General features: G+C 46.0%; 19 protein-coding genes. 6 read left to right on the top strand and 13 right to left on the bottom strand.

Annotation, left to right across the window (positions count from 1 at the left end; genetic code table 11):
• Window positions 1-380: 380 nt before the first annotated feature.
• From H3S94_RS07805 to H3S94_RS07790, 4 genes are read right to left on the bottom strand one after another with little or no spacing between them, the layout of a single operon-like run.
• Entirely contained in the window at window positions 381-917 is a 537-nt protein-coding gene (locus H3S94_RS07805; RefSeq protein WP_198240716.1) for a thermonuclease family protein, read from the bottom strand.
• A 53-nt stretch (window positions 918-970) separates the two neighbouring features.
• A complete protein-coding gene (locus H3S94_RS07800) occupies window positions 971-1,594 on the bottom strand; it encodes a glutathione S-transferase family protein (RefSeq protein WP_198231183.1) in 624 nt (207 codons plus the stop codon).
• A 1-nt stretch (window position 1,595) separates the two neighbouring features.
• Window positions 1,596-2,123: a molybdopterin-guanine dinucleotide biosynthesis protein B gene (mobB, locus tag H3S94_RS07795; protein ID WP_077992366.1), complete on the bottom strand. Its 528-nt coding sequence runs from the start codon at window positions 2,121-2,123 to the stop codon at window positions 1,596-1,598.
• On the bottom strand, window positions 2,107-2,721 hold the full coding sequence (locus H3S94_RS07790; RefSeq protein WP_198240715.1) for a molybdenum cofactor guanylyltransferase: 615 nt from the start codon (window positions 2,719-2,721) through the stop codon (window positions 2,107-2,109). The genes mobB and H3S94_RS07790 overlap by 17 nt, the downstream gene beginning before the upstream one ends.
• A gap of 530 nt (window positions 2,722-3,251) precedes the next feature.
• Here H3S94_RS07790 and H3S94_RS07785 point away from each other — a divergent pair.
• Window positions 3,252-5,261: a murein L,D-transpeptidase gene (locus tag H3S94_RS07785; RefSeq protein WP_198240714.1), complete on the top strand. Its 2,010-nt coding sequence runs from the start codon at window positions 3,252-3,254 to the stop codon at window positions 5,259-5,261.
• Window positions 5,262-5,720: 459 nt separating this feature from the next.
• Here the strand turns inward: H3S94_RS07785 and rpmG are convergent, their stop codons facing one another.
• The 4 genes from rpmG to topA form a co-directional block, all read right to left on the bottom strand.
• Window positions 5,721-5,888, bottom strand: coding sequence for a 50S ribosomal protein L33 (gene rpmG / locus H3S94_RS07780; RefSeq protein ID WP_075870557.1), 168 nt, complete (start codon window positions 5,886-5,888; stop codon window positions 5,721-5,723).
• A gap of 105 nt (window positions 5,889-5,993) precedes the next feature.
• Window positions 5,994-7,166, bottom strand: coding sequence for an MFS transporter (locus H3S94_RS07775; protein ID WP_198240713.1), 1,173 nt, complete (start codon window positions 7,164-7,166; stop codon window positions 5,994-5,996).
• Window positions 7,167-7,469: 303 nt separating this feature from the next.
• Entirely contained in the window at window positions 7,470-9,734 is a 2,265-nt protein-coding gene (gene rnr / locus H3S94_RS07770; protein WP_198240712.1) for a ribonuclease R, read from the bottom strand.
• Between the two features lie 24 nt (window positions 9,735-9,758).
• On the bottom strand, window positions 9,759-12,404 hold the full coding sequence (gene topA / locus H3S94_RS07765; RefSeq protein ID WP_198240711.1) for a type I DNA topoisomerase: 2,646 nt from the start codon (window positions 12,402-12,404) through the stop codon (window positions 9,759-9,761).
• Window positions 12,405-12,644: 240 nt separating this feature from the next.
• On the opposite strand from topA, the gene H3S94_RS07760 reads away from it, so the two are divergent.
• Window positions 12,645-12,812, top strand: a complete 168-nt coding sequence (locus H3S94_RS07760) for a hypothetical protein (RefSeq protein ID WP_188318004.1) — start codon at window positions 12,645-12,647, stop codon at window positions 12,810-12,812.
• Here H3S94_RS07760 and dprA read toward each other — a convergent pair.
• The 4 genes from dprA to H3S94_RS07740 are packed head-to-tail and all read right to left on the bottom strand — an operon-like array spanning window position 12,793 to window position 16,918.
• Window positions 12,793-13,968: a DNA-processing protein DprA gene (gene dprA, locus H3S94_RS07755; RefSeq protein WP_198240710.1), complete on the bottom strand. Its 1,176-nt coding sequence runs from the start codon at window positions 13,966-13,968 to the stop codon at window positions 12,793-12,795. The genes H3S94_RS07760 and dprA overlap by 20 nt on opposite strands.
• Window positions 13,969-13,989: 21 nt before the next feature.
• A complete protein-coding gene (gene plsY, locus H3S94_RS07750; protein ID WP_077992356.1) occupies window positions 13,990-14,628 on the bottom strand; it encodes a glycerol-3-phosphate 1-O-acyltransferase PlsY in 639 nt (212 codons plus the stop codon).
• Window positions 14,629-14,663: 35 nt separating this feature from the next.
• Complete coding sequence (locus tag H3S94_RS07745) at window positions 14,664-15,959, bottom strand: dihydroorotase (protein WP_198240709.1); 1,296 nt, start codon at window positions 15,957-15,959, stop codon at window positions 14,664-14,666.
• On the bottom strand, window positions 15,956-16,918 hold the full coding sequence (locus H3S94_RS07740) for an aspartate carbamoyltransferase catalytic subunit (RefSeq protein ID WP_077992352.1): 963 nt from the start codon (window positions 16,916-16,918) through the stop codon (window positions 15,956-15,958). The genes H3S94_RS07745 and H3S94_RS07740 overlap by 4 nt, the downstream gene beginning before the upstream one ends.
• A 130-nt stretch (window positions 16,919-17,048) precedes the next feature.
• Here H3S94_RS07740 and H3S94_RS07735 point away from each other — a divergent pair, with 130 nt between their 5' ends.
• Window positions 17,049-18,677, top strand: a complete 1,629-nt coding sequence (locus tag H3S94_RS07735; protein ID WP_077992351.1) for an acyl-CoA dehydrogenase family protein — start codon at window positions 17,049-17,051, stop codon at window positions 18,675-18,677.
• Here H3S94_RS07735 and ruvX read toward each other — a convergent pair.
• The gene (ruvX, locus tag H3S94_RS07730) at window positions 18,662-19,141 is read right to left on the bottom strand and encodes a Holliday junction resolvase RuvX (RefSeq protein WP_198240708.1); all 480 of its coding nucleotides are present in this window, start codon (window positions 19,139-19,141) and stop codon (window positions 18,662-18,664) included. The genes H3S94_RS07735 and ruvX overlap by 16 nt on opposite strands.
• A 116-nt stretch (window positions 19,142-19,257) precedes the next feature.
• On the opposite strand from ruvX, the gene H3S94_RS07725 reads away from it, so the two are divergent.
• The 3 genes from H3S94_RS07725 to gatA all read left to right on the top strand — a co-directional run bounded on the left by H3S94_RS07725 (window position 19,258) and on the right by gatA (window position 21,838).
• Entirely contained in the window at window positions 19,258-19,962 is a 705-nt protein-coding gene (locus H3S94_RS07725; RefSeq protein ID WP_198240707.1) for a metal-dependent hydrolase, read from the top strand.
• A 77-nt stretch (window positions 19,963-20,039) separates the two neighbouring features.
• Complete coding sequence (gene gatC, locus H3S94_RS07720) at window positions 20,040-20,327, top strand: Asp-tRNA(Asn)/Glu-tRNA(Gln) amidotransferase subunit GatC (protein ID WP_077992347.1); 288 nt, start codon at window positions 20,040-20,042, stop codon at window positions 20,325-20,327.
• A gap of 29 nt (window positions 20,328-20,356) precedes the next feature.
• Window positions 20,357-21,838, top strand: a complete 1,482-nt coding sequence (gatA, locus tag H3S94_RS07715; protein ID WP_198231171.1) for an Asp-tRNA(Asn)/Glu-tRNA(Gln) amidotransferase subunit GatA — start codon at window positions 20,357-20,359, stop codon at window positions 21,836-21,838.
• The last annotated feature ends 511 nt before the right edge of the window (window positions 21,839-22,349 follow it).

Below are 22,349 nucleotides of genomic sequence, written 5' to 3'. Positions count from 1 at the left end.
TTTATATTATTCGGCTTCATGCTATTCGGGTTTCATACTATTCGGGCTGGTTTTTCAGGCCTTTGATATAAGGGGTAGGGAACGCAGTGGTGCAACTTGCAGCTTTTAGTCATAAAACGAAAGCAATAACGCTTTATTCCATCTTTTGAAGATAAAAGCACAGCTCTTCAACCGGTAAAACATTGTCGTTAAACGAATTACCGGCAAGCAAATTATTGGTAAGCGAATTATCGGTAAGCGAATTTCACCGCGAAACATTCAGGAAACTTTTCGGTTCCAGCAATACATATTTCTGTAAGGGAAACGCTTGTCCGGATTTTCTTATAATCGCATAGTCGAATAAAGCTGTCGGGAATCCATTCATTTCAAGTGTTGAGAAATCAGCGTGGATGGGCACGTCGCCATGCATGGGGCCACTCGAATGACCCCGCCCATATTCCACGCTTTTGTTTGCGCGCTTCAGCTTCTTCCTGCTTGTAATCATAATAACTGACAGCCCAGCCGTCTTTTACCATTTCACGGTTGAGATCATGGCTTCCTGCACGGCATTTTGCTAACAGGCGATGGAACTTATCGTATTTGGTCGATGTGCAAATAATCTCGTTTCGGTCTATCAAAGTTTCCAGATGTTTTTTAGCCATTTCGCCACAAGGGTAAGATGCACCATCTTTATCGCAAAACTGGTGAAGTTCGGGAGCATCTATTCCCAAAAGTCGGACTTTTTGTCCATCAAGATGGAAAGAGTCACCATCCGATAGCTGTGTTTTTCCTTGAATGACGTCAACTTTCTCGGCTTGGTAATCCGGACCGGGATCAATGATTGTTTTTTTTGTTTCGGAAAAATAAAGATATATGGCAATGGCAACAAGTGCCAATGCCACCACAATGTCCAATACACTGATATTTTTGCGAGTCATAAGTTTTTTGATAATGACCGGAAAAACTGAAAAAGCTTTTCCGGAAAGACATGTTAGCTGATCGGAATCATCACATGTTTTTTATATCCGGGACGTGTCTGTAATTTCTGGTACCATGCTTCGACATTACTGAATTTGTTTTTACGCGGCAATTCCATAGCGTAATAATAATAGACGAATACGCCCGGAATAATATCGCCAATGCCCAGATTTTCGCCAGACAGAAAAGGCTGTTTTTTTAATTCGCCATCCATAATGGATAAGCCTTTTTCAAACTTTTCGACACTGGCGACAACTTTTTGCGCGTCACGTTTTTCAGGTGCAAGACGCACGACATTCATCAGGAGATCGACAAACGGGCTAAACAATGTAGCCATCGTCCAATCCATCCATTTTTCGGCAGCCGCGCGTTTGCCACAATCCTCGATCCACAACACGCCTTTGCCGTAGCGGGCTGCTAGGTAGCGCACGATCGTATTGGATTCCCAGAGTACCAGCTCGTCATCCTTGATTGTAGGAACAAGTCCGTTCGGGTTAAGTGCCAGAAACTCCGGTGTATCCAATCCGCCATAGGGACCACCCGCTTTGACAAATTGATAATCGAGCCCGATTTCTTCGAGCGTCCAAAGAACTTTTTTGACATTGCTGGACGTAGGGCGCCCCCAAAGTACGAGCATTCTATGCCTCTTGTTTTTGTTCGAGTTTCATATGATCGACAATAAAATCTGCAATCGCCTGTACATCATTAATGTTGAAAACAGGCAAATGCTTTTCTTCCACCGGCATATCAGACGCAATAGCGACTATATGGGGATCCGATTTATTGAGCGGCTCGCCAACTTTACCACCAGTGTGGCGAACCTCAAGTTTGTCGTGATTGTCCCGTTTATATCCTTCCACAATCACAAGATCACATGGTGATAAAAGTTCGAGAATTCGGGAAAGCGGTGTCTCTTCCTCTGTTTTGTTTTCGTGAATAAGTGCAAAGCGCCGCGAAGACACTACAGCAACTTCCTGCGCTCCCGATTTCCGATGCCGCCACGAGTCAGTGTTTTCATGGTCAATATCAAAATCATGATGAGCATGTTTGACCGTTGCAATCTTGTAACCGCGAGAGGTCAACTCTTCCACCAAGCGTACAACCATGGTTGTTTTTCCGTTGTTTTTCCAACCGGTTACGCCAAATACTTTAAGCTTTGGTTTCATCTTTTATCCCGAATTTTTCCTGTAAATATTGATAATCTTCAGGCGTGTTGACGTTGAAGAATGCACCTTCAGAATAGACATTGTCAAACCGCACTATAGACACATTATGCGCAAAAGCGAATGATCTGATACTTTTATTTCCCGCCGCCTTCAGAAATTTTAAGAGCTCGGAACAAAGCTTCGTAGACCAGAGAGCAAATGTCGGTTGAAGACCGGATGGCGTAGAAGCAATCTTAAGAGTCGTGTTTTCATCGAGACCGGCTGTGATTTTGACAAAAAACTCGTCCGGTATAATCGGACAATCCACCGGCACTGTGAGAATGTAACCGAAGCCATTGGCGCTAGCATATTGAAGTCCTGCATATACGCCGGCAAGAGGCCCGCCATATTTTATTTCTGCGGGGTCTGGTAAAACTGCAATATGTCCAAGTTCTGCTTTGTCGAATGTATTGGAACTGACAGCAACAGGAAATTTGTGGCGTTCAAAACTTGCGATCTGGTTTTGAACGAGGCTTTTACCGCCAAATATGAGGCCTGCTTTATCTCGCCCCATGCGTGAGGAATGTCCACCGGCCAAAATCAACCCCAGAATTTTCATCAATTCAACTCCGACATATCATCTCGACCATGCCCGACCATATCGGGCAAAACCGGAATGTGAAATTTCATCATGCAGGTATTGAATGCATCCAGCTTCAAGAAGTTGCCTCCGAATGAACCGTCACGGATTTAAACAATAATTTTAACGGATGAAACGGTCAAAGTCGATAAAAATACCATAACAGCTTGGCTTGCCGGATCAGGTTGTTTTTTGATTCTGACGAAAGAGGTGAGGGATGAATAACGATAATGACGGGAAAAATAATGCAATCTTTTTAAAGGTTTATCTGCAAGGTTGAAGCCTTTTCGGGTATTTTAGAAATGCCTTGAGCAAGTGTTTTTGCGACATCAAACATGTTGTCGGGCATTGTTGCCGGTAAAATCAGCGGGAAGGGTGAAAGCTACGTGGAAAGACAAAGTTTTTGAGAGGTAAAATTATGAAATTTTTGTGATCGTCGTTTCCCGTTTAAGAGCTTGGTTACCAAAATCCCGTAAAAGATTTTTGTAACTTTCCGGATCAGCCAGACAATGTTTCAAAAACCAATCAATCGCCTTGTTTTTACCTTTCTTGCCAGTTCGGTGCTTTATGTCTCACCTTATTTCGGTGTGGAGCAAGCATCTGCTATCAATAATTTGATGGAATTGTTCAGTAAAAAAACAAAGCCGGCAACAGTGGTTGAAATGCCAACAGATTCGGGCAGTCAAACCAACAGGCAAGACAATTTTCCGGCCAAGCCGCAAAATGCGTTATCCGATAAAATACATGACAAGTCGACAAAGAGACCGGATGTCGAAAAGACGAGACAGGCCGACAGCGCAAGGCCGAAAGTTGCCGATTATAAGCCGGAACGGCTAGTGCCTGTCGAATTTTCAAATGTCGACTTCATCGAAACAAATTCGGTAATGAAGTCTTCCGGTTCAGGCAGTTTGCCGCTCTCGGAGCCTTACAATGTTATTCTTGAGGGGAGCGATGAGGGTAGGAATAACCCAACAGCCCGAATAGTGAAATCGGATTTTTCCCGCATTGACGTGAAGGTGGAAAACGCGATTGCCGAATCTGTCACCAAACATTACGTGAATCATCCCGACCTTTTATGGTCGAAGAATGGCGAAATCACCGATGCAACAAGAAACATTATGGCCTTTTTGTCCAATGTCGACGAAGATGGTTTGGAGCCGCAAGATTATTTTGTAAAGCTGCCGGATGAAACGCTTGATGGCGAAGAACGTAGCCTCGCATTCACCAATTTCGATGTCGCTTTGACAAGCCGGATTTTTCGTTACATTCAGGATGCGGCAAACGGCCGGATTATTGCCGACCGTCTTTCGCCTTTTCATGATTTGCCACGCAACCAAATCGACTTTGAAAAGGAATTGGATAGATTTACAAAAAGCGATGATCCGGTTGCCGAGTTAAAGTCATATCTCCCACAGTCCGATTATTATAAGGCACTGAAACACGCCTTGGCAGAAATGCCAAAGAGTGACCATGGAGACAATATCAGAATATCGCTCACAACCCTCATCAAACCCGGTCAAACGAATGAAGATTTACCTCAATTTACAAATCTTCTTTTGAAACGGGCTCCATCCGGCTATCTTTCCGATCACAAAACGATATTGGAAAAGTTTCAACACGAAACCTCCTATAACGTGCAATTGGTAGAAAGCGTAAAAGACTACCAAAAATTTATTGGCAAGACGGCAGACGGTATTATCGGCCCCTCGACGATCGCATCACTGGAAAACAATACTGTCGCAGCCAAAAGACAAAAAATTATGGATTCGATGGAACGTTTACGCTGGCTGCCGCACAGTTTCGGTTCACGTTACGTTTTTATCAATCAGGCAGCTTTTAAGGGGCAATATATCGAAAATAACGCCGTTAAACTCGATATGAAAGTCGTGGTTGGTAGCCCTCAAAGACAAACCTATTTTTTCTATGACAGAATAAGACTTGTTACATTCAACCCTTCCTGGGGCGTTCCACATTCGATCGTGGTCAACGAAATGCTGCCTCGTATCATGCAGGATTCGGGCTATCTTCAACGTAACAATTACCAGCTTTATGACAGTTCCGGTCGGCCGATTTCCGCTTCGTCTGTCAATTGGCAACAAGTGGGCTCTAAGGCACGCGGAATCAGTATTCGCCAGACACCGGGCAGAAATAATGCTCTGGGTGAACTCAAGATACTTTTCCCGAACAAGCATGATATTTATCTCCATGATACGCCTAATAAAACCGCTTTTTCGCGCGATATGCGGGCACTTAGCCATGGTTGCGTGCGTCTTGAATATCCGCGTGAAATGGCAGCCGCCGTACTTGGCAAGAATGTAGACGATTTGAAGCCTTATTTTGCAAAAGGCGAGCGGAGCCTGTCACTAAGCGAGCCGGTTCCTGTCTATCTCACCTATTTTACTGCATGGCCTGATTTGAAAACCGGCAAGATCAATTATTATGACGATATTTATGGACGCGATGAATTGATGACCAATGCTGTCCAAAAAACAGATTCAATGCGACAATCCGATATTTAAAAAATAAAGGGTTTGTGTGATTTTACGCGTTTTTTTCGCTTTTTCCGGCGCTCTAATCCGCTTGTGAAAGCCGCGTATTGCAATTGGTGACAGGTAATACCGCGTTTTTATCCGACGGGTTCCGGCGCTATTATCGTTCCAGAAACCAATCCTTTTGGCTAAAGGTGCTTTTAATCTGAAATACCGGTGCCAGAAAAAATTACACATAACTGGCGGAGTGAGTTTTCGGCACGAGAAATTCCGACCTTCTCATCTGTGGAATTTATAGGCGAATGTAAACGGAAATTTTACATGAGTCTTGTTGCTCAATGCAAAAGACCCACTATCCGGTTTGAAAAAACGGATTTCAAAAAAATCCGGCAGGGTAAGCGGCCGACGCCAATAATATTTTGGCTCTCTGAAAGGGTCAAGAAAAAGGCCGTTTCTAATAACAGAAACGGCCTTTTTCTTGAAAACGAATTACTTGATTTTTGTTTCCTTGAACTCGACATGCTTTTTTGCAATCGGGTCGTATTTACGTTTTGTCATTTTCTCTGTCATTGTGCGGCTATTTTTCTTTGTAACATAGAAAAAACCGGTATCTGCAGTCGACAAAAGCTTGATTTTAATGGATGCTGCTTTAGCCATAATTAAGGATCCTGTTCCTGAACATAAATTCACCACCTTCATACCGGAAGCAGTATTCCGATAGAAGTGGATTTTGCCGCGACACTAAGGATGTTCTACAAAAAGTCAAGAGCGGATTAGCTTTAACACCACTCTAGTGACGACTAAAATGATATAAAGTCCGAAAAATGTAGCCATTGTGTCTGAAAAGCCGAAGGGCGGGAAAATATCCATGGCTTTACCGATTGCTGTTGGCCCTACCAGCATTCCGATGCCATAGCAGAAAATAAACGCCGAATTGGCGGCAGCAAGCTCGAATCCTTTGAGGCGTGATCCCAATTGTGCAAGCCCGATTGTATAAAGTCCGGCAGAGACACCGCCAAGAACAAAAAGATCAAGTGTCAACAGCCATTTGGTTTGAGCGATCAACGGAATCAACAAGGTTCCCGACAAGCCGATAATTGCACATCCTGTCAGAGGATAACGTCTGTCTGTAACGAAGTCGCTAATCATGCCGATCGGTATCAGAAGCAGTACATTTCCCAACGCTAAAACCGACATAAACTTGGCGGCTTCGCTTTCGCTATAACCCAAATTCAGACTGAATGGCGTAATGAGTGTTAAAGCACCCATCTGTATGGCGCCGTAAACGAGAACAGCCATGGTAGAACTGGGGACAGCAAAGATATAATGGAAAAATGCGACATGGTCGCTGTCTTTGAATTGCGGACTTAAATTCCATGCAACAATGATCGGGAGTGCAGCAATGGCAATCAGAAAACAAGCAGTACCGAACGGTGCAAAGCCCTGACTTCCGACATAAGCGAGAAGGGTGGGGCCAATGGTAAAGCCAAGACCAAGTGTAATTGCGTAAATTGCCAGAATAGTGCCACGTTTTGCGGGTGGAGCCGAGCTGTTGACCCAAAATTCGGACAGTACAAACATCACTGTGATGGCAAAGTGCAAAGTGAAGCGCAACACAAACCAGATAACAATAGAATCAAAATAATAAAATCCTAAAAAGCTTGCGCATCCGACAGCCATCATAGTCAGAATTGAACGCGCAACGCCGATCTTCTTTGCAATAGGAGCCGTAAAAACAGCCGCGATAATTGTAGCGACACCGCCAACGGTACCGCTATAGCCAATAACACTACTGGAAAAACCCCGTGCAGCCATAAGGATAGAAATAAGCTGTGTCCCCAACCCCAAAGCAACGCCGACTGCTCCAATCGTTGCCGTAGCAGCAATAATCGCGCGCCAGGGCTTTTTATTTCTTGGGGATATACTAGGTTGCATATTAAACTAACTTGTTATCTCCTGGAAAAATTTCCGGTAATAAACTTGCTTCAGGCTAAAAAACGGTTGAACGGAATTTAATATTAAATAAAGACAATAAAACCCTTGTTACTTTAATCAATTTATTATCATCGTTCTAAAGTTCAATCATTTACCTGCTCTGTTCCTGCAAGTCAAATTGCCGACTTCAATTCTGGTATCCGTTTAAACAGTCAACAAACTTGAACGTGATTCATGCGGGAAAAACGATCGTTAATGTTCCGTTCCCGATTACCAAATTTGTTTAATCGTATAGATAACAGATTAGGCAGAACCACGCCCTTTTCGAGCCGAACGATTGAAACGACGCATACCTGTTCTGCTTTTATGATGGGAAACCGGTGAAAATGGTAACGGTCGCGCCGGACTTAACATTTCAAAGCGCAAAGCACCTGCAATCGGCTGGGCTTCGATCAATCGCACATTGACACTATCGCCCAATTGATAGCCTTTGTGGCTTCTTTCGCCGATCAGCGCGTGGCGTGCTTCGTCATAAATATAATAGTCTGTAGAAAGAGACGAAATGGGCGTGAAGCCGTCGGCTCCCAAACGGTCAAGCGAAATGAACAAACCGGATTTTGTGACACCGGCAACACGCCCGCTGAATTCGGCACCAATTTTATCAGCCAGAAAATGGGCGACCAGCCGGTCGATTGTTTCCCGTTCTGCCGCCATTGCACGCCGCTCGGTCAGAGAAATTGCCACTGCGATTTCATCAAGATTTTTCTCTTCTTCATCCGTTAAGCCGTCATTGCCGAGCTTGAGCGATTTAATCAATGCGCGATGAACGATCAAATCTGCATAACGGCGGATAGGCGAGGTGAAATGAGCGTAGTTACGCAAATTAAGGCCAAAATGACCGATGTTTTCAGGTGCATATTCGGCTTGCGATTGCGTACGCAATATGACCTGATTAACGAGTTCCTGCTGATCTGTGTCTTTTACACGTTCAAGTATTTTGTTGAAGCGTTCTGGCGTCAGCTCCGCGCTACGGGAAAGTGACAGTCCGAGCGAGTGCAAAAATTCTCTCAATCCTTCCTGTTTTGCCAGTGAAGGTTGGTCATGAATACGATAAATAAGTGGCTGATGTTTCGATTTGAGTGTTTCGGCAGCCGATACATTCGCCAGAATCATAAATTCTTCAATGAGCTTATGGGCATCAAGTCGCGGCGGTATAATAACGTCGCGAATGCGTCCGGTTTCATCAAGAATAATTTTCCGTTCGGGTAGGTCAAGTTCGAGCGGTTGGCGTTCGTCACGGGCTTTTTTCAATAATTCATAAGCCGCCCACAATGGCCTCAATATATTTTCGAGTATCGGAGCCGTCTTTTCATCCGGCTTTCCATCAATGGCTCTTTGCGTTTGTTGATAGGAAAGTTTGGCGCTAGAGCGCATCATAATACGGTGAAAACTATGGCTTCGCTTTTTCCCCTGATCGTCAAAAATCATACGGACAGCCATGGCCGGACGATCTTCTCCTTCACGTAAAGAACAGAGATTGTTGGAGATATGTTCCGGTAACATCGGAACGACCCGGTCGGGGAAATAAACGGAATTTCCGCGTTTTAAAGCTTCTTTGTCCAATGCACTGTCAGGACGCACATAATAGCCGACATCGGCAATAGCAACAGTTACAATTGCACCGCCTTTGTTATCTTCCGAAGTGTCCATTTCAGCGCAAACAGCATCATCATGATCTTTTGCATCTTCCGGATCGATCGTAACAAAAGGAAGATCGCGCCAATCTTCACGATTATCCATTGTTGCGGGTTTGGCTTCATCGGCTTCTTCGAGAACACGTTCGGGAAAAACATAGGGTATGTCATGCGATATAATCGCAATCATGGACAAAGCTTTTTCGCTTTCGACACTGCCAAGAATATTTTTGACGATACCGCGTTTCAAACCGTAATGCTTGTCGCGGCCAATCTCGACCTCTACAAGGTCACCGGCTTTCGCTTCGCTATCGGGGGGTAAATCGATAGCAACTTCATGTGCTTTACGATCAATCGGTTCGAGACGCCATTTGCCGTTTCCGATAGCGCGAAGCACTCCCATGGTGGTCAGTTCCTGCCGCTCGATTCGCTTGATCGCACGGCCGGTATAAGCGGGACCTTCCGGTCTTTTGTTACGGAATATTTTGGCGAGAATTCTGTCGCCAACACCGATTGCCGGTCCTTTTGTGTGTCGCGCCGGATGAAGAGCGACAAGCGGGGCATCTTCACCCTCCCATTCCGCGGGTTCGGCAATAAAACCGCCATCATGGTCGCGACCTTTGATGTCGAGTACGGCAACTGGCGGGAGGGCGTGTTTTGGAACAATTTTCTTTCTTTGTTTTGAAACTACGCCTTCGCCCTTGAGTTCGCGCAACAGATCTTTCAGCCAAATTCGTGCGTCACCTTTAAGGTTGAACGCTTTGGCCAATTCGCGTTTTCCCGACAAATTCGGATTTTCTTCGATAAAAGCGAGAATGTCATTCTTTGTCGGTAAATGCGAAATTTTCCTGTTATCGGGATGTTTCTTCATCATTCATTTTCCATCCCGTTTAACGGGTTAATCGGCTTTTTTGGAAGTCGATTTTTTGGTTGCGGCTTTTTTTGTTGCCGTTTTTTTTGCAACAGTTTTTTTGGCTGTCGCGGTTTTTGTTGCGGTTTTCTTTACCGCTGCTTTGCGGCCTTTTTTGGGAGCGTCGGCTTTTTTTGAAATCAGCTCCAAAGCTTCTTCCAGCGTGACGGATGCGGGATCCTGCCCCTTTGGCAAAGTTGCGTTGATCTTGCCCCAGTTAACATAAGGCCCATAACGGCCGTCACGCACCGTAACATCGCCCCCTTCCGGATGCTGTCCAAGAGTTGCAATAGCTTTCGGTGTTGCACTGCGGCGCGAGCTGCCACGCGCCTGTTTTTCTGCAAGAACGGTTACGGCTCTATTGATGCCGATGTCGAACACCTCTTCAGGTGTTTCGAGATTGGCATATTGACCATCGTGCGAGACATAAGGCCCATATCTACCGATGGAAGCCGTAATCGGCTTGCCGGTTTCCGGATGTAACCCGACTTCACGCGGCAAGGCCAAAAGTGCCAGCGCCTTTTCAAGGTTCATCTCGTTCGGTGACCAACTTTTAGGAAGGCCTGCACGCTTCAGTTCTTCACTATGTTTACATTCCACATAAGGACCGAAACGCCCGATTTTGAGAACGACATCTTCACCATTTTCGGGATTTTTTCCGAGTATTGTCGGCCCGTCTGCCTGCTGTGCTTCGCCATCGCCCACGTCTTCGCTTCCCAATTGTCTTGTATATTTACATTCGGGATAGTTGGAACAGCCGACGAACGCACCATAACGACCAAGTTTGAGGGATAGCCGGCCTTCATGACAAAGCGGGCAGGAACGTGGATCGCTACCGTCTTCGCGAGGTGGAAATGCAAGCGGAGCCAGCGCGTCATTCAACACATCAAGAACATTGCTCACGCGCAATTCCTTGATGTCGGCTACCGAAGCGTTGAAGGCATCCCAGAATTCCCGCAATACCTGTTTCCAGGACAGTTTTCCATCCGAAATAAGATCAAGCTTTTCTTCGAGATCGGCGGTAAAGTCGTATTCTACATAACGGTTGAAGAAATTTTCAAGAAAAGCGGTGACAATACGCCCTTTTGCCTGCGGTATGAGCTTGCGTTTTTCAATTGTCACATAATCGCGGTCGCGAAGTGTAGCGAGTGTTGATGCATAAGTGGAAGGACGACCAATTCCGAGTTCTTCAAGCTTTTTGATGAGTGTTGCTTCCGAATAGCGGGCAGGTGGCTCGGTCGTGTGTTTGAGAGCCTCAATACCAAGCTTTTTCAATTTCTCATCGGCTTCCATCTTTGGCAGCCTTATGGAATCTTCACTCTCCGTCGTGTCGTCATCTTTTTGATCGGAATAGGCAGCAATAAAACCGTCAAATGTGATTACCGAACCGACGGCTCTCAGATTTGCATGATCGGAACCTTTTATCGCTTCAATTTCTACAGTTGTGCGTTCAATATCGGCCGGCTTCATTTGACTGGAAATAGCCCGTTTCCAAACGAGTTCGTAAAGTTTGAACTGGTCGCTATCGAGATATTTTTTTACGTCATCGGGTTTGCGCATGAAGTCGGTGGGGCGAATGGCTTCGTGGGCTTCCTGGGCATTTTTAGCTTTTGTTGAATAGAAACGTGGTTTGTCAGGCACATAATTTGCGCCGAACATCCCGTGAATTGCTTTTCTTGCAGCTTCGATTGCTTCAGGCGCAATTTGAACGCCATCGGTACGCATATAAGTAATGAGACCGGTTGTCTCGCCTCCTATATCAATACCTTCATAGAGCTTTTGGGCAACTTGCATTGTACGTGAGGCAGAAAAACCGAGTTTGGAGGATGCTGCCTGTTGTAGCGTCGATGTGGTAAATGGCGGGACAGGATTGCGTTTTGTCGGTTTTGCTTCGACACTTATTGTTCTGAAATCGGCACCGTCCAACATTTTACGGATGTTTTCTGCCTGTTCAAAACTTTTTATATCAAGTTTACCAAGTTTTTTCTGATTGAATGCAACGAGTTTTGCCAGAAAGCTGTCGTCAGCTTTGGTAGCAAGCTTTGCTTCTATCGACCAATAATCTTCACGTTGGAAACGTTCAATTTCCGACTCGCGGTCACAAACAAGACGCAAAGCCACCGATTGGACACGACCGGCAGAACGGGCACCGGGTAGTTTACGCCAGAGTACCGGAGAAAGAGTAAATCCTACAAGATAGTCGAGAGCCCGTCGCGCCAAATAAGCATCAACGAGCGGAATATCAATCGAACGCGGATGAGCCATTGCTTCCAGCACCGCGTGTTTGGTAATCGCATTAAAAACCACCCGTTTGACAGGTTTACCTTTTAACAGTTTTTTATGCTGCAAAACGTCAAGTACATGCCACGAGATGGCTTCACCTTCACGGTCAGGGTCGGTTGCGAGAATAAGACCGTCGGCATCCTTTAGTGCCTTGGATATTTCGGCAAGTCTTTTGGCACCGGTCGGGCTGGTATCCCATTTCATTGCAAAATCTTCGTCCGGCAATACCGATCCGTCTTTTGCAGGAAGATCGCGTACATGCCCGAATGATGCCAGAACTTTGTAATCGGGCCCTAGATATTTATTGATCGTTTTAGCTTTTGCCGGTGATTCTACGACGACAACATCCATAATAATATCCGTTTCCCTCAACCGATGATTTTTCCTGTTCCTCAATTGAACGGCTGAACACCATTGGTCAAGGCTAAATGAAAAAAAAACCTGTATGCAACTAATGATTGCACACAATAAAAATACACGTTATTATCGCTAAGCTAACTAACCATTGTTGCTAAATCCTGTTTGATCCTGAACGTTTATTGTCTACTCCATTTATATAAGAAACGGGAGGATTTATATAAGGAGAGAGGGATGCCGTCAGACAGCACGAAAATTATCGGATATATTACCGATATGTCCAGACAAATGACAATAATGGCGATGAAAGCCAATTCGCCCTTTCTGGCTTATCTTCTGGAATTGGCCGCCAAAGAGGGGCAAAACATCTTGAACAATGATTCTAACGAGGAAAATCGTTAAAAGCGAGAGAAACAAGTCCACCGCTATGGCGGACGAGCTTTCCGGCCAGATCCAGTTCGACGAGTATCAGATAGATTTTATCAATCGGCACACCTGAGGAATTGCTCAGAGTTTCTATGTCTATGGGGGTTGTTGAAAGTGCGTCTATTATTGCATCGCGTTCTCTGTCATTTGCGTCAATATCGCGAGCTTCGGTGTTATCAATTTTTGTTTGATCGGTTTCCTCAATACTGTCTACGGGGGCAAAAAGCGAAGTTTGGTTTTCGTTCGACGTTGTAAGTGGCAGAAGCGTTTCGGCAATGTCTTCAGGGCGGGTAACGAGAAGTGCGCCCTCCTTGATAATATTATTGGTGCCTTGCGCTCTGGGATCAAGAGGGGAGCCGGGTATTGCAAACACGATACGCCCCATTTCCGCAGCCATGCGCGCCGTTATGAGCGAACCGGAGCGAATCGCTGCTTCACAAACCAGAACTCCCAATGATAACCCTGCAATGATTCGGTTACGGCGAGGAAAATCCTGTGCACGCGGTAGGGCGCCGATTGGCATTTCACTGATAATGGCGCCACCTTTTTCCAATATTTTTTCGTAAAGCGCGTTATTTTCAGGTGGATATATATGATCGATACCGCCGGCCATAACGGCGATTGTACCGGTTTCAAGACTTGAAATATGGGCTGCTGTATCTACTCCGCGCGCCAATCCTGAAATGATTTTAAATCCCGTTTCTCCCAATTTCTGGCAAAAGAGCGTTGTCAGCTTTTTTCCTGTCGCCGATGCATTGCGCGACCCCACTACGCCGACAGAAGGAGAAAAAAAGCAATCGCAATTTCCCTTTATCGCAACGAGTGGTGGCGGCGTTTCGGCTGCACGCAAATAAGGCGGGTAATCCGGCTCGCCCACACCAACAAAGCGTACGCCTATTTTTTCGGCTCGTTCGAGTTCCTGTTCGGCATCCTTTCTGCTTGCAATCCGGATAGGCTTGCCTTTGCCCCCCTTTATACTCAATTCAGGAAGTGCAGCGAGAGCATTTGACGCAGAACCGAAATGTTCGATCAGATTGATAAAGGTGACTGCTCCGACATTTTCACTTCGTATCAATTGCAACCAGCTAAGACGCTGGGCATCGCTCAGAGTAATCCCTTTACGTTTTTCCATTGGATTGCAAGTTCCCGCTATTTATTTTTTTGAGCCGATTTTACTTTCGTTTCCTGTCAATAAACGTCTTATATTGGCGTGATGTTTTAAAATGACAATGACACTCATGAAGGAAAGTACAATTGCAAAAAGATTTTGCGAAGGCCTGTCCATGAAAAGCCAAATGAAAATCGGCACCAGAATAACTGCAAAAAGTGCCGATAATGAAGAATAACGCGTGACGAACGCTGTCAATAGCCAGACACATATGAATACCAATGCGGCGGGAGGATAAAATCCGAGACAAACGCCGAGATAGGTGGCAACGCCTTTGCCACCTTTGAATTTCAGCCAAACCGGATAGAGATGGCCGATGAATGCCGCAAATCCGCCCAGAGTGACAATGACAATATTGTTATAGTCCAAAGCCGACAGCAGAAAAGCAATATAAACCGCCAATGTTCCTTTAAACATGTCGCATAGCAGTGTTAACAGTGCGATCTTTTTATTGCCGGTTCGCAAAACATTTGTTGCACCGATATTACCCGATCCTATTTTGCGCACATCCCCAAGGCCGGCAAGCCGGGTAAATAATAGTCCGAAAGGTATCGAGCCGATAAGATAACAAATCAAAAGCGTCAGCCAGGAAACCATTTTCGGAGATAAAGCAATATCGGCCATAGAGTTACCCTTTTCAAGATTTGCCGTTCGACCTGTCAGTTCTGATAGTCATATACGCATTTACCGGCGACATAGGTTTTCAATACATGTCCCTGAAAACGTGCATTCTCGAAAGGCGTATTCTTGGATCGCGAATGGAGCATATCAAGGGTTAAAACCCATGGTTCATCGAGATCGACCAGAATAAAATCGGCCATTTTTCCTGACTGCAAGGTTCCCGCGTCAATTTGAAGGGCTTTTGCCGGATTGGTGGAAAGGAGAGCTGCAATTTTGCCGAGAGGAAGCGATTGGTCGTGATAAAGGCGCAAGGCTGCTGCCAGCAATGTTTCCATACCGACGGCACCGGCTTCTGCATCTTCAAAAGGCAAACGTTTTGTATCCGCTCCTTGCGGATCGTGACTGGATACAATGATGTCGATTGTTCCATCGCGAACCGCTTCAATCATGGCGAGGCGATCCTCTTCCGATCTGAGCGGAGGCGAGAGCCGGAAGAACGTACGGTATTCGCCAATATCGTTTTCATTCAAAGTGAGATTATTAATTGAAACACCTGCCGTTACATTATCCAGATTTTGTTTGGCACGGCGGATAGCTTCAGCAGACATTCCGGTGGAAAGTTCGGCAGCATGATAACGGCAACCCGTCAAGGCGGCCAAACGCAAATCGCGTTCGAGAGGGATGACTTCCGCCTCTTTGGGAATACCTGCAAGGCCTAGCCAGCTTGAAAGCAACCCCTCATTCATCACTCCGGCACCGGTTAGCCATTTATCCTGGGTTTCGTGGATAATCAGCGCGTCAAAGTCATGCGCATAAGTCATAGCACGCCGGAGAACCAGAGAATTTTCAACTGTTTTATGACCGTCGGTAAAAGCTATTGCGCCAGACTCTTTCAGCAGACCGAATTCGGTCATTTCCTGTCCTTCAAGTTGTTTGGTAATCGCCGCTGAAGGATAGACATGAACCGATGCATTTTCACGTGCGGTCTGTTTGACAAATTCAACCAATGCGACATCATCAATAACCGGATGGGTATCCGGCATCATCACAAAAGAGGTGACACCGCCAGCAGCGGCAGACCGACTCGCCGAACGAATGGTCTCGCGGTGTTCATTGCCGGGTTCACCGACATAAACGCGCGCATCGACAAGTCCGGGAAGAATTGCTTTTCCTTGTGCATCAAAAACCTCGGCGCCCTCCGGCGCTCCCTGATTTTGTGCATTTTCACCACATGCCTTGATGACGCCATCGACGACAATAAGCGTGCCTATTTCATCCTTGTTGCATGAAGGATCGACGATGCGGGCGTTTTTATAAACCAGAGATCTCTTCATTGGATTTCTCCTTCGCTGCGACGTGGATCCAGTAATGCTTCAATAACAGCCATTCTGACGGCCACCCCCATTTCGACCTGTGTATGGATTACACTCTGCGGGCCATCCGCAATATCGGAAGCGATTTCGACACCACGATTGATCGGTCCGGGGTGCATAACAATGCAATCTTTATTTGCAAGTGCGAGTTTCTGTTTATCCAGTCCGAAGAAATGGAAATACTCCCTTACGGAAGGAATAAACGCGCCTGACATGCGTTCGCGTTGCAGACGGAGCATCATAATAACGTCTGCATCTTTCAAACCTTCTTGCATCGTTGTGAAAACTTCAACACTCATATTGCCAATATCAAAGGGAAGAAGTGTCGTTGGTGCGACCGCCCGTACCCGTGCGCCCAAAGCATTCAGGCTTAAAATGTTGGAACGTGCAACGCGTGAATGCAATATGTCGCCGCAAATAGCAACCGTTAGACCGTCAATTCTGCCTTTCGCACGCCGGATAGTCAGTGCATCAAGAAGGGCTTGTGTGGGGTGTTCGTGTGCACCATCACCCGCATTGACGACGGCACAGCTAACTTTTTGGGCAAGAAGTGCGGCTGCACCGCCCGATTTGTGACGAACGACCAGAATATCGGGATGCATTGCATTCAATGTCATTGCCGTATCTATAAGAGTTTCGCCTTTTTTGACAGATGAATGGCTTACCGCCATATTCATGACATCTGCGCCAAGCCGTTTTCCGGCAAGTTCAAATGATGATTGTGTGCGCGTGGAATTTTCAAAAAATAAATTTATTTGTGTTCGTCCGCGCATAGACGTTTTTTTCTTGTCAATCTGGCGCGATATTGCGACATTCGCATCTGCGCGGTCGATTAATGTTGTCAGATCATGTGCACTCAGGCCTTTAATGCCCAAGAGATGGCGGTGTGGGAAGATAGGGAAAGAAGTTGTTTGAATCATCACAGAAATTTCCTAAAGAAACTGAGTGACACTACAACAAGGGTTGCTTTTTATGCAATGTCTGTTTTAACCGCACCAATAACTTAATTTCACCGCAACAAAGAATTTTTGACGGAATCGGGAATAAATTGTGAACACTGTAGCCAATCGGAATATCATGCGAAAAAATGCTTTTTTAGATGATGCGGTTCTGTTCCGTTTTTCGTCTCTTTTGCCAACGCCTCTCCTTGCCGGTTTCGAGGAAATAGGTGCATTTGTGGCAAGCAGGGAAGCGCAGGATCTTGCTAGACTTGCCAATATTCACCGGCCAATTCTCAGACGTGAGAACGAATGGGGCGATGGTCTGCAACAATTGGAAACCCATCCGGCCTATCATGCATTGTTGCGGCGTTCCCGTCAGGCTGGTCTTTGTTCTTCATTGTGGGAAAAGGGGCCGGCCGAAAATGGCGTCCGTTATCAATCGCGCGCCATCCGGCTTTTTCTCATGTCGGGTCTTGAAACCGGTCATTTGAACGAGATTACGTCTACGAGTGCCGGCATTTCGGCTCTTATTGGCGAAGCCGATCTGTTCGGCAAATGGCAAAATGTTCTATTGTCACGCCAGCACGATTATTCTTCTCGTCCGATCTCTACAAAAAAATCGGCAAGCCTTACATTTGCCTGCGACGAGGTAAGAAATAGTCTGCAAAATGCAACGCAGGTTTCGGCAGCAACGCGCATTTCATTTGATTCCGCAAACGGAAGAGATCTCTACCGGATTGATGCCGTTAAACAGTCGGTACTCAACCCGATGGCTGACGGTTATTTTGTAACCGCCGAGGTAGGCGGGCAAAAATGTTGCTTCTTCGTTTCCCGCTTTCTCGACAATGGCGCATTGAACGGAAATATTTCGGTGGATTTTCTCGTCCATCGCGCTGGCGAATGTTCGTCAGCAGAAGGGCAGGTTTCTTTTCGCGACAGTCTCGGCTGGTTGATCGGCAAAATCGGCGAAGGTGATAAAGTCATCAGAGATGTTGAAACGATGACGCGTTTCGATCAGGCGGTGATTTCTGCGGGTGTCTTGCGCGCAGCACTTCAAACGGGTGTGAATTTCTTCAGACGCTTCAATCCGCGTCAGGTTTTGTCACCTTTGACCGAGCGTATTTTTGCTGATCTTGCACTTGATGTTGTGGCTTCCCAATGTCTCGTTATGCGGCTTGCACGTGCATTCGATAGTGCCGCAACCAATCGCGGGGAGGCGGCATTTGCCCGTATTATGACGCCGATTATAGCAATCCATATTAACGAGCTGGTGGCTCCGGTTATCGGGGAAATTATTTCTCAAATGGGTGCTCAGGCATATATGTTCGATAGCCGCATGGGTAGAATGCTTGTCGACGCCCCGATGCGTACCATGAAGGGCAATGGCGGCAATGATATTGTCGTCGACACGATTCGTTTAGGCGAAAGGGCGCCCGGTCTTTTTCAGGGGTTACTTGACCAGATTGGACGAGACATTGGCCCGGCCGGTCCGAAGACAGTTGAAATACTCAATGCGGCGGCAAGGGTCGCTGCTAATGACATCGGTGCCGGTCGACTTTTTATTGAACAAATGGCTTATGCGGGTGCTGCCGCAGCCCTCCAGCAAGCCGACATGCCCCATATAACTGCTGCTTATATTGAAAGCCGACTCGGCGGGCAGTGGCGTTCTTCTTACGGTATGTTGAGCGCACGTCATCATGCGGGACATATATTGGATACACTTTATCCGGCCGTTTGAGCCAGTCGGTTCAGCCGGTCGAGCGCACCTTGCAAAATAAAAGCGGCCGCCGCAGAATCAATTCTGTCGGCACGTTTTGCGCGCGAGACATCCATTTCGAGAAGTCCTCGTTCTGCGGCCACTGTCGACAGCCGTTCGTCCCAGAATACAAAAGGAATTTCCGTAAAACTGTTCATATTATGGACAAAAGCGCGTGTGGCCTGAACGCGCGGGCCGCTTGTGCCGTCCATATTTTTGGGCAGGCCAATAATTGCAACGCCGATATTTTCTTCTGAAAATATTTTTACGAGCTGTTCGGCATCAATAGAGAACTTTTTTCTCTTCAATACAGGGCGAGGGGTGGCGAAACGCCACCCAAGGTCGGAAATTGCAATACCTATTGTTTTTGTTCCCAAATCAAGACCAATAATATTTTTATCTGCCAAACCGAGAGCAGGAATTTCAGTAATATCTATAACCGGCATTGATAGAGGCCTTTATCGAATATCCCGTTTGAACAAGCAGGTACTTGGCATTTTTGAATTTTGCGTTCAATATAAGGTAAAACGTCGAACTTCCAATGAAAAACAAGGATAGTGGCATGAAAATAATATGGCTCGGTCATGCAGCCTTTCGCATTGAAGTCGGAAAAGCGGTTATTCTGATAGATCCTTTTTTGACCGGCAATCCTGCAGCAAAAGACCTCGATATAAAAAAAGCAGTCGAAGGTGTTACGCATATTGCACTTACTCATGGTCATAGCGATCATGTCGGAGATACGATTGCTATCGCGAAAGAAAAAAATGTTCCGGTGACTGCAAATGCCGATCTTGCCGCCTGGCTTCAGTCACAAGGCGTGAAAAATGTTGTGCCCGGTAATGCCGGTGGTACACAGACGCATGACGGCTATAGCATCACCTTTGTCAACGCCATCCATTCATCTGCCATGCTCACCGATAACGGCATGTCGCAATGTCTTGGCAATCCGAACGGATTGGTCTTCCATTTCAACAATGCGCCGACGCTCTATCATATGGGCGACACAGATATTTTTTCCGATATGCAGCTCATTAACGAGTTACATGAACCGGAAATTGGCATTGTACCTATTGGCGACTTTTTCACGATGGGTGGTGCAGTTGCAGCTCTTGCATGTCAGCGCTATTTCCATTTCAAAACAGTGATACCTTGTCACTGGGGTACTTTCCCTGTTCTCGACCAAACGCCGGAGCGTTTTGTAAAAGGTATGACCGGAACAAAAACGACCGTTGCATTGCCAAAAGTCGGTGAAACGCTCAATTTCTGAACGTCTTTTCTTGCTCTTGTGTGCTTCGGCCTGTATAGCTTCATCAAGGAAAATATCTTTCATACGGGATTTGTTTAATGTCTGTAGATATCAAAACGGTCAAACGTGTTGCCCGTCTTTCGCGCATTGCTGTGAAAGACGACGAGGCGGAGCGTATGGCAAACGAGCTGAACGCTATTTTAGGATTTGTCGAACAGCTCGATGAAGTCAATGTAGACAATATAGAGCCGCTCACATCTGTTATTCCGATGTCTTTGCGTACACGTGAAGATGTTGTCAATGATGGTAACAAAGCGGCCGACATTGTGGCCAACGCCCCTTTGAGTGAAGACAATTTCTTCCTCGTTCCAAAAGTGATCGAATAGCAATTTGAATATTTATTTTGAGGCATGATATGACCGATTTGACGAAGCTGACAATTGCCGAGGCTCGTGACGCGCTCAAAAAGGGTGACTTCAAGGCAACAGAACTAACTGACGCATATATTCATGCCATTGAAGCAGCCAATCCTGCTATTAACGCCTATGTTGCCGTGACGGCAGACCATGCGCGAAAAATGGCAAAAGCGTCTGATGAACGAATTTCGCAAAAGAAAGCGGGCGCACTTGAAGGTATTCCACTCGGCGTGAAAGACCTTTATGCAACTTATGATATCCACACCCAGGCGTGTTCTCACATCCTTGATAACTTCAAACCGAAATACGAGTCGACTGTAACAAGCAATCTCTGGGCTGACGGTGCAGTTATGCTCGGAAAACTGAATATGGACGAATTTGCTATGGGTTCGTCCAATGAAACATCTTACTATGGTCCCGTCATCAATCCGTGGCGTGCTGAGGGTTCGGATGAAAAATTGGTGCCCGGTGGCTCTTCGGGCGGGTCGGCTGCCGCTGTTGCTGCCCATTTGTGCGCTGGTGCAACTGCCACCGATACAGGCGGTTCTATTCGTCAACCTGCTGCATTTACCGGCACTGTCGGAATTAAGCCCACCTATGGACGTTGTTCGCGCTGGGGAATCATCGCTTTTGCCTCTTCGCTCGATCAGGCCGGTCCAATTGGCCGCGACGTACGTGATTGCGCTATTTTATTAAAATCCATGGCTTCCTTCGACGAGAAAGATTCAACTTCCGCCGACATGCCTGTTCCCGATTATGAAGCATCTATCGGCAAATCGGTTAAGGGCATGAAAATTGGTATTCCAAAGGAATATCGTGTTGATGGTATGTCGGAAGAAATAATGGCGCTTTGGCAAAAAGGCATTGATTGGTTGAAAGAAGCTGGAGCTGAAATCGTCAATATTTCTCTCCCTCACACGAAATATGCATTGCCTGCCTATTATATTGTTGCGCCTGCCGAAGCTTCGTCGAACCTTGCACGTTATGACGGTGTGCGTTACGGCCTTAGAGTTCCAGGCAAAGACATTATCGAAATGTACGAGAATACACGTTCGGAAGGTTTCGGGCACGAAGTCAAACGGCGTATTCTCATTGGCACTTATGTGTTGTCGGCCGGTTATTACGATGCCTATTATCTTAAGGCTCAAAAGGTTCGCACACTTATCAAACAGGATTTTGACAAGTGCTTTGAAGCAGGTGTTGACGCCATTTTAACTCCGGCGACACCAACTGCCGCGTTCGGAATTGCCGACAAAAAATTGAAAAACGATCCTGTAGCCATGTATCTCAATGATATTTTCACCGTTACAGTGAATATGGCGGGTCTCCCCGGAATTTCATTACCAGCCGGTTTATCAAAGAATGGTTTACCGCTAGGCTTGCAGCTCATTGGCAAGCCATTCGGCGAGGAACAATTGTTCCAGACCGCCAATATTATCGAGCAGGCGGCAGGCAAGTTTTCTCCGCAAAAATGGTGGTAAGGGTTTAACGCCATTTTTTGGCAATGGCCAAACTCTAAAATCTATTCGACACGGCAAAATTTTTGCCGTGTTTTTTTATTTAAGAAAAACGCAATAACAGAATGAAATCGTCAATTAGGCATTTGAAGGTTGAATGGTATTCGACATTGCAAATGGCGGCGGGGGGTGTGGCGATAAAGAATTAAAAATTTATATAATATTCAATAATTACAATAAAATACGATAAAAAGTTAAATTACAACATAAATGTTTTGCGCTTGCTCTTATCGGGAACTGTGAACAATTTTGAGGTTATCAAGGAAGCAGGTTAAAAAAGGAAGTAATGTAGACTCATCGCTTTCGTTGAACTTTGAAGTTTTCTCAATGTTTTTTAACCGCTCCAAACGCGCCGCGCCTTAAATTCAGCTATCCATACACAGTAAAAATATACGAAATTCAATATTTTTCCCGACAGGATAATGCAAATGGGTAAGGATAAAAAGCCGATTGGAATGTCTTAGAAAACCCGGAA

The organism is Bartonella sp. B10834G3, from assembly GCF_016102505.1.
Classification (GTDB): domain Bacteria; phylum Pseudomonadota; class Alphaproteobacteria; order Rhizobiales; family Rhizobiaceae; genus Bartonella; species Bartonella choladocola.
Note: the sequence above shows the minus strand (reverse complement) of the source record. Positions and strands in the feature narration are given on the sequence as shown.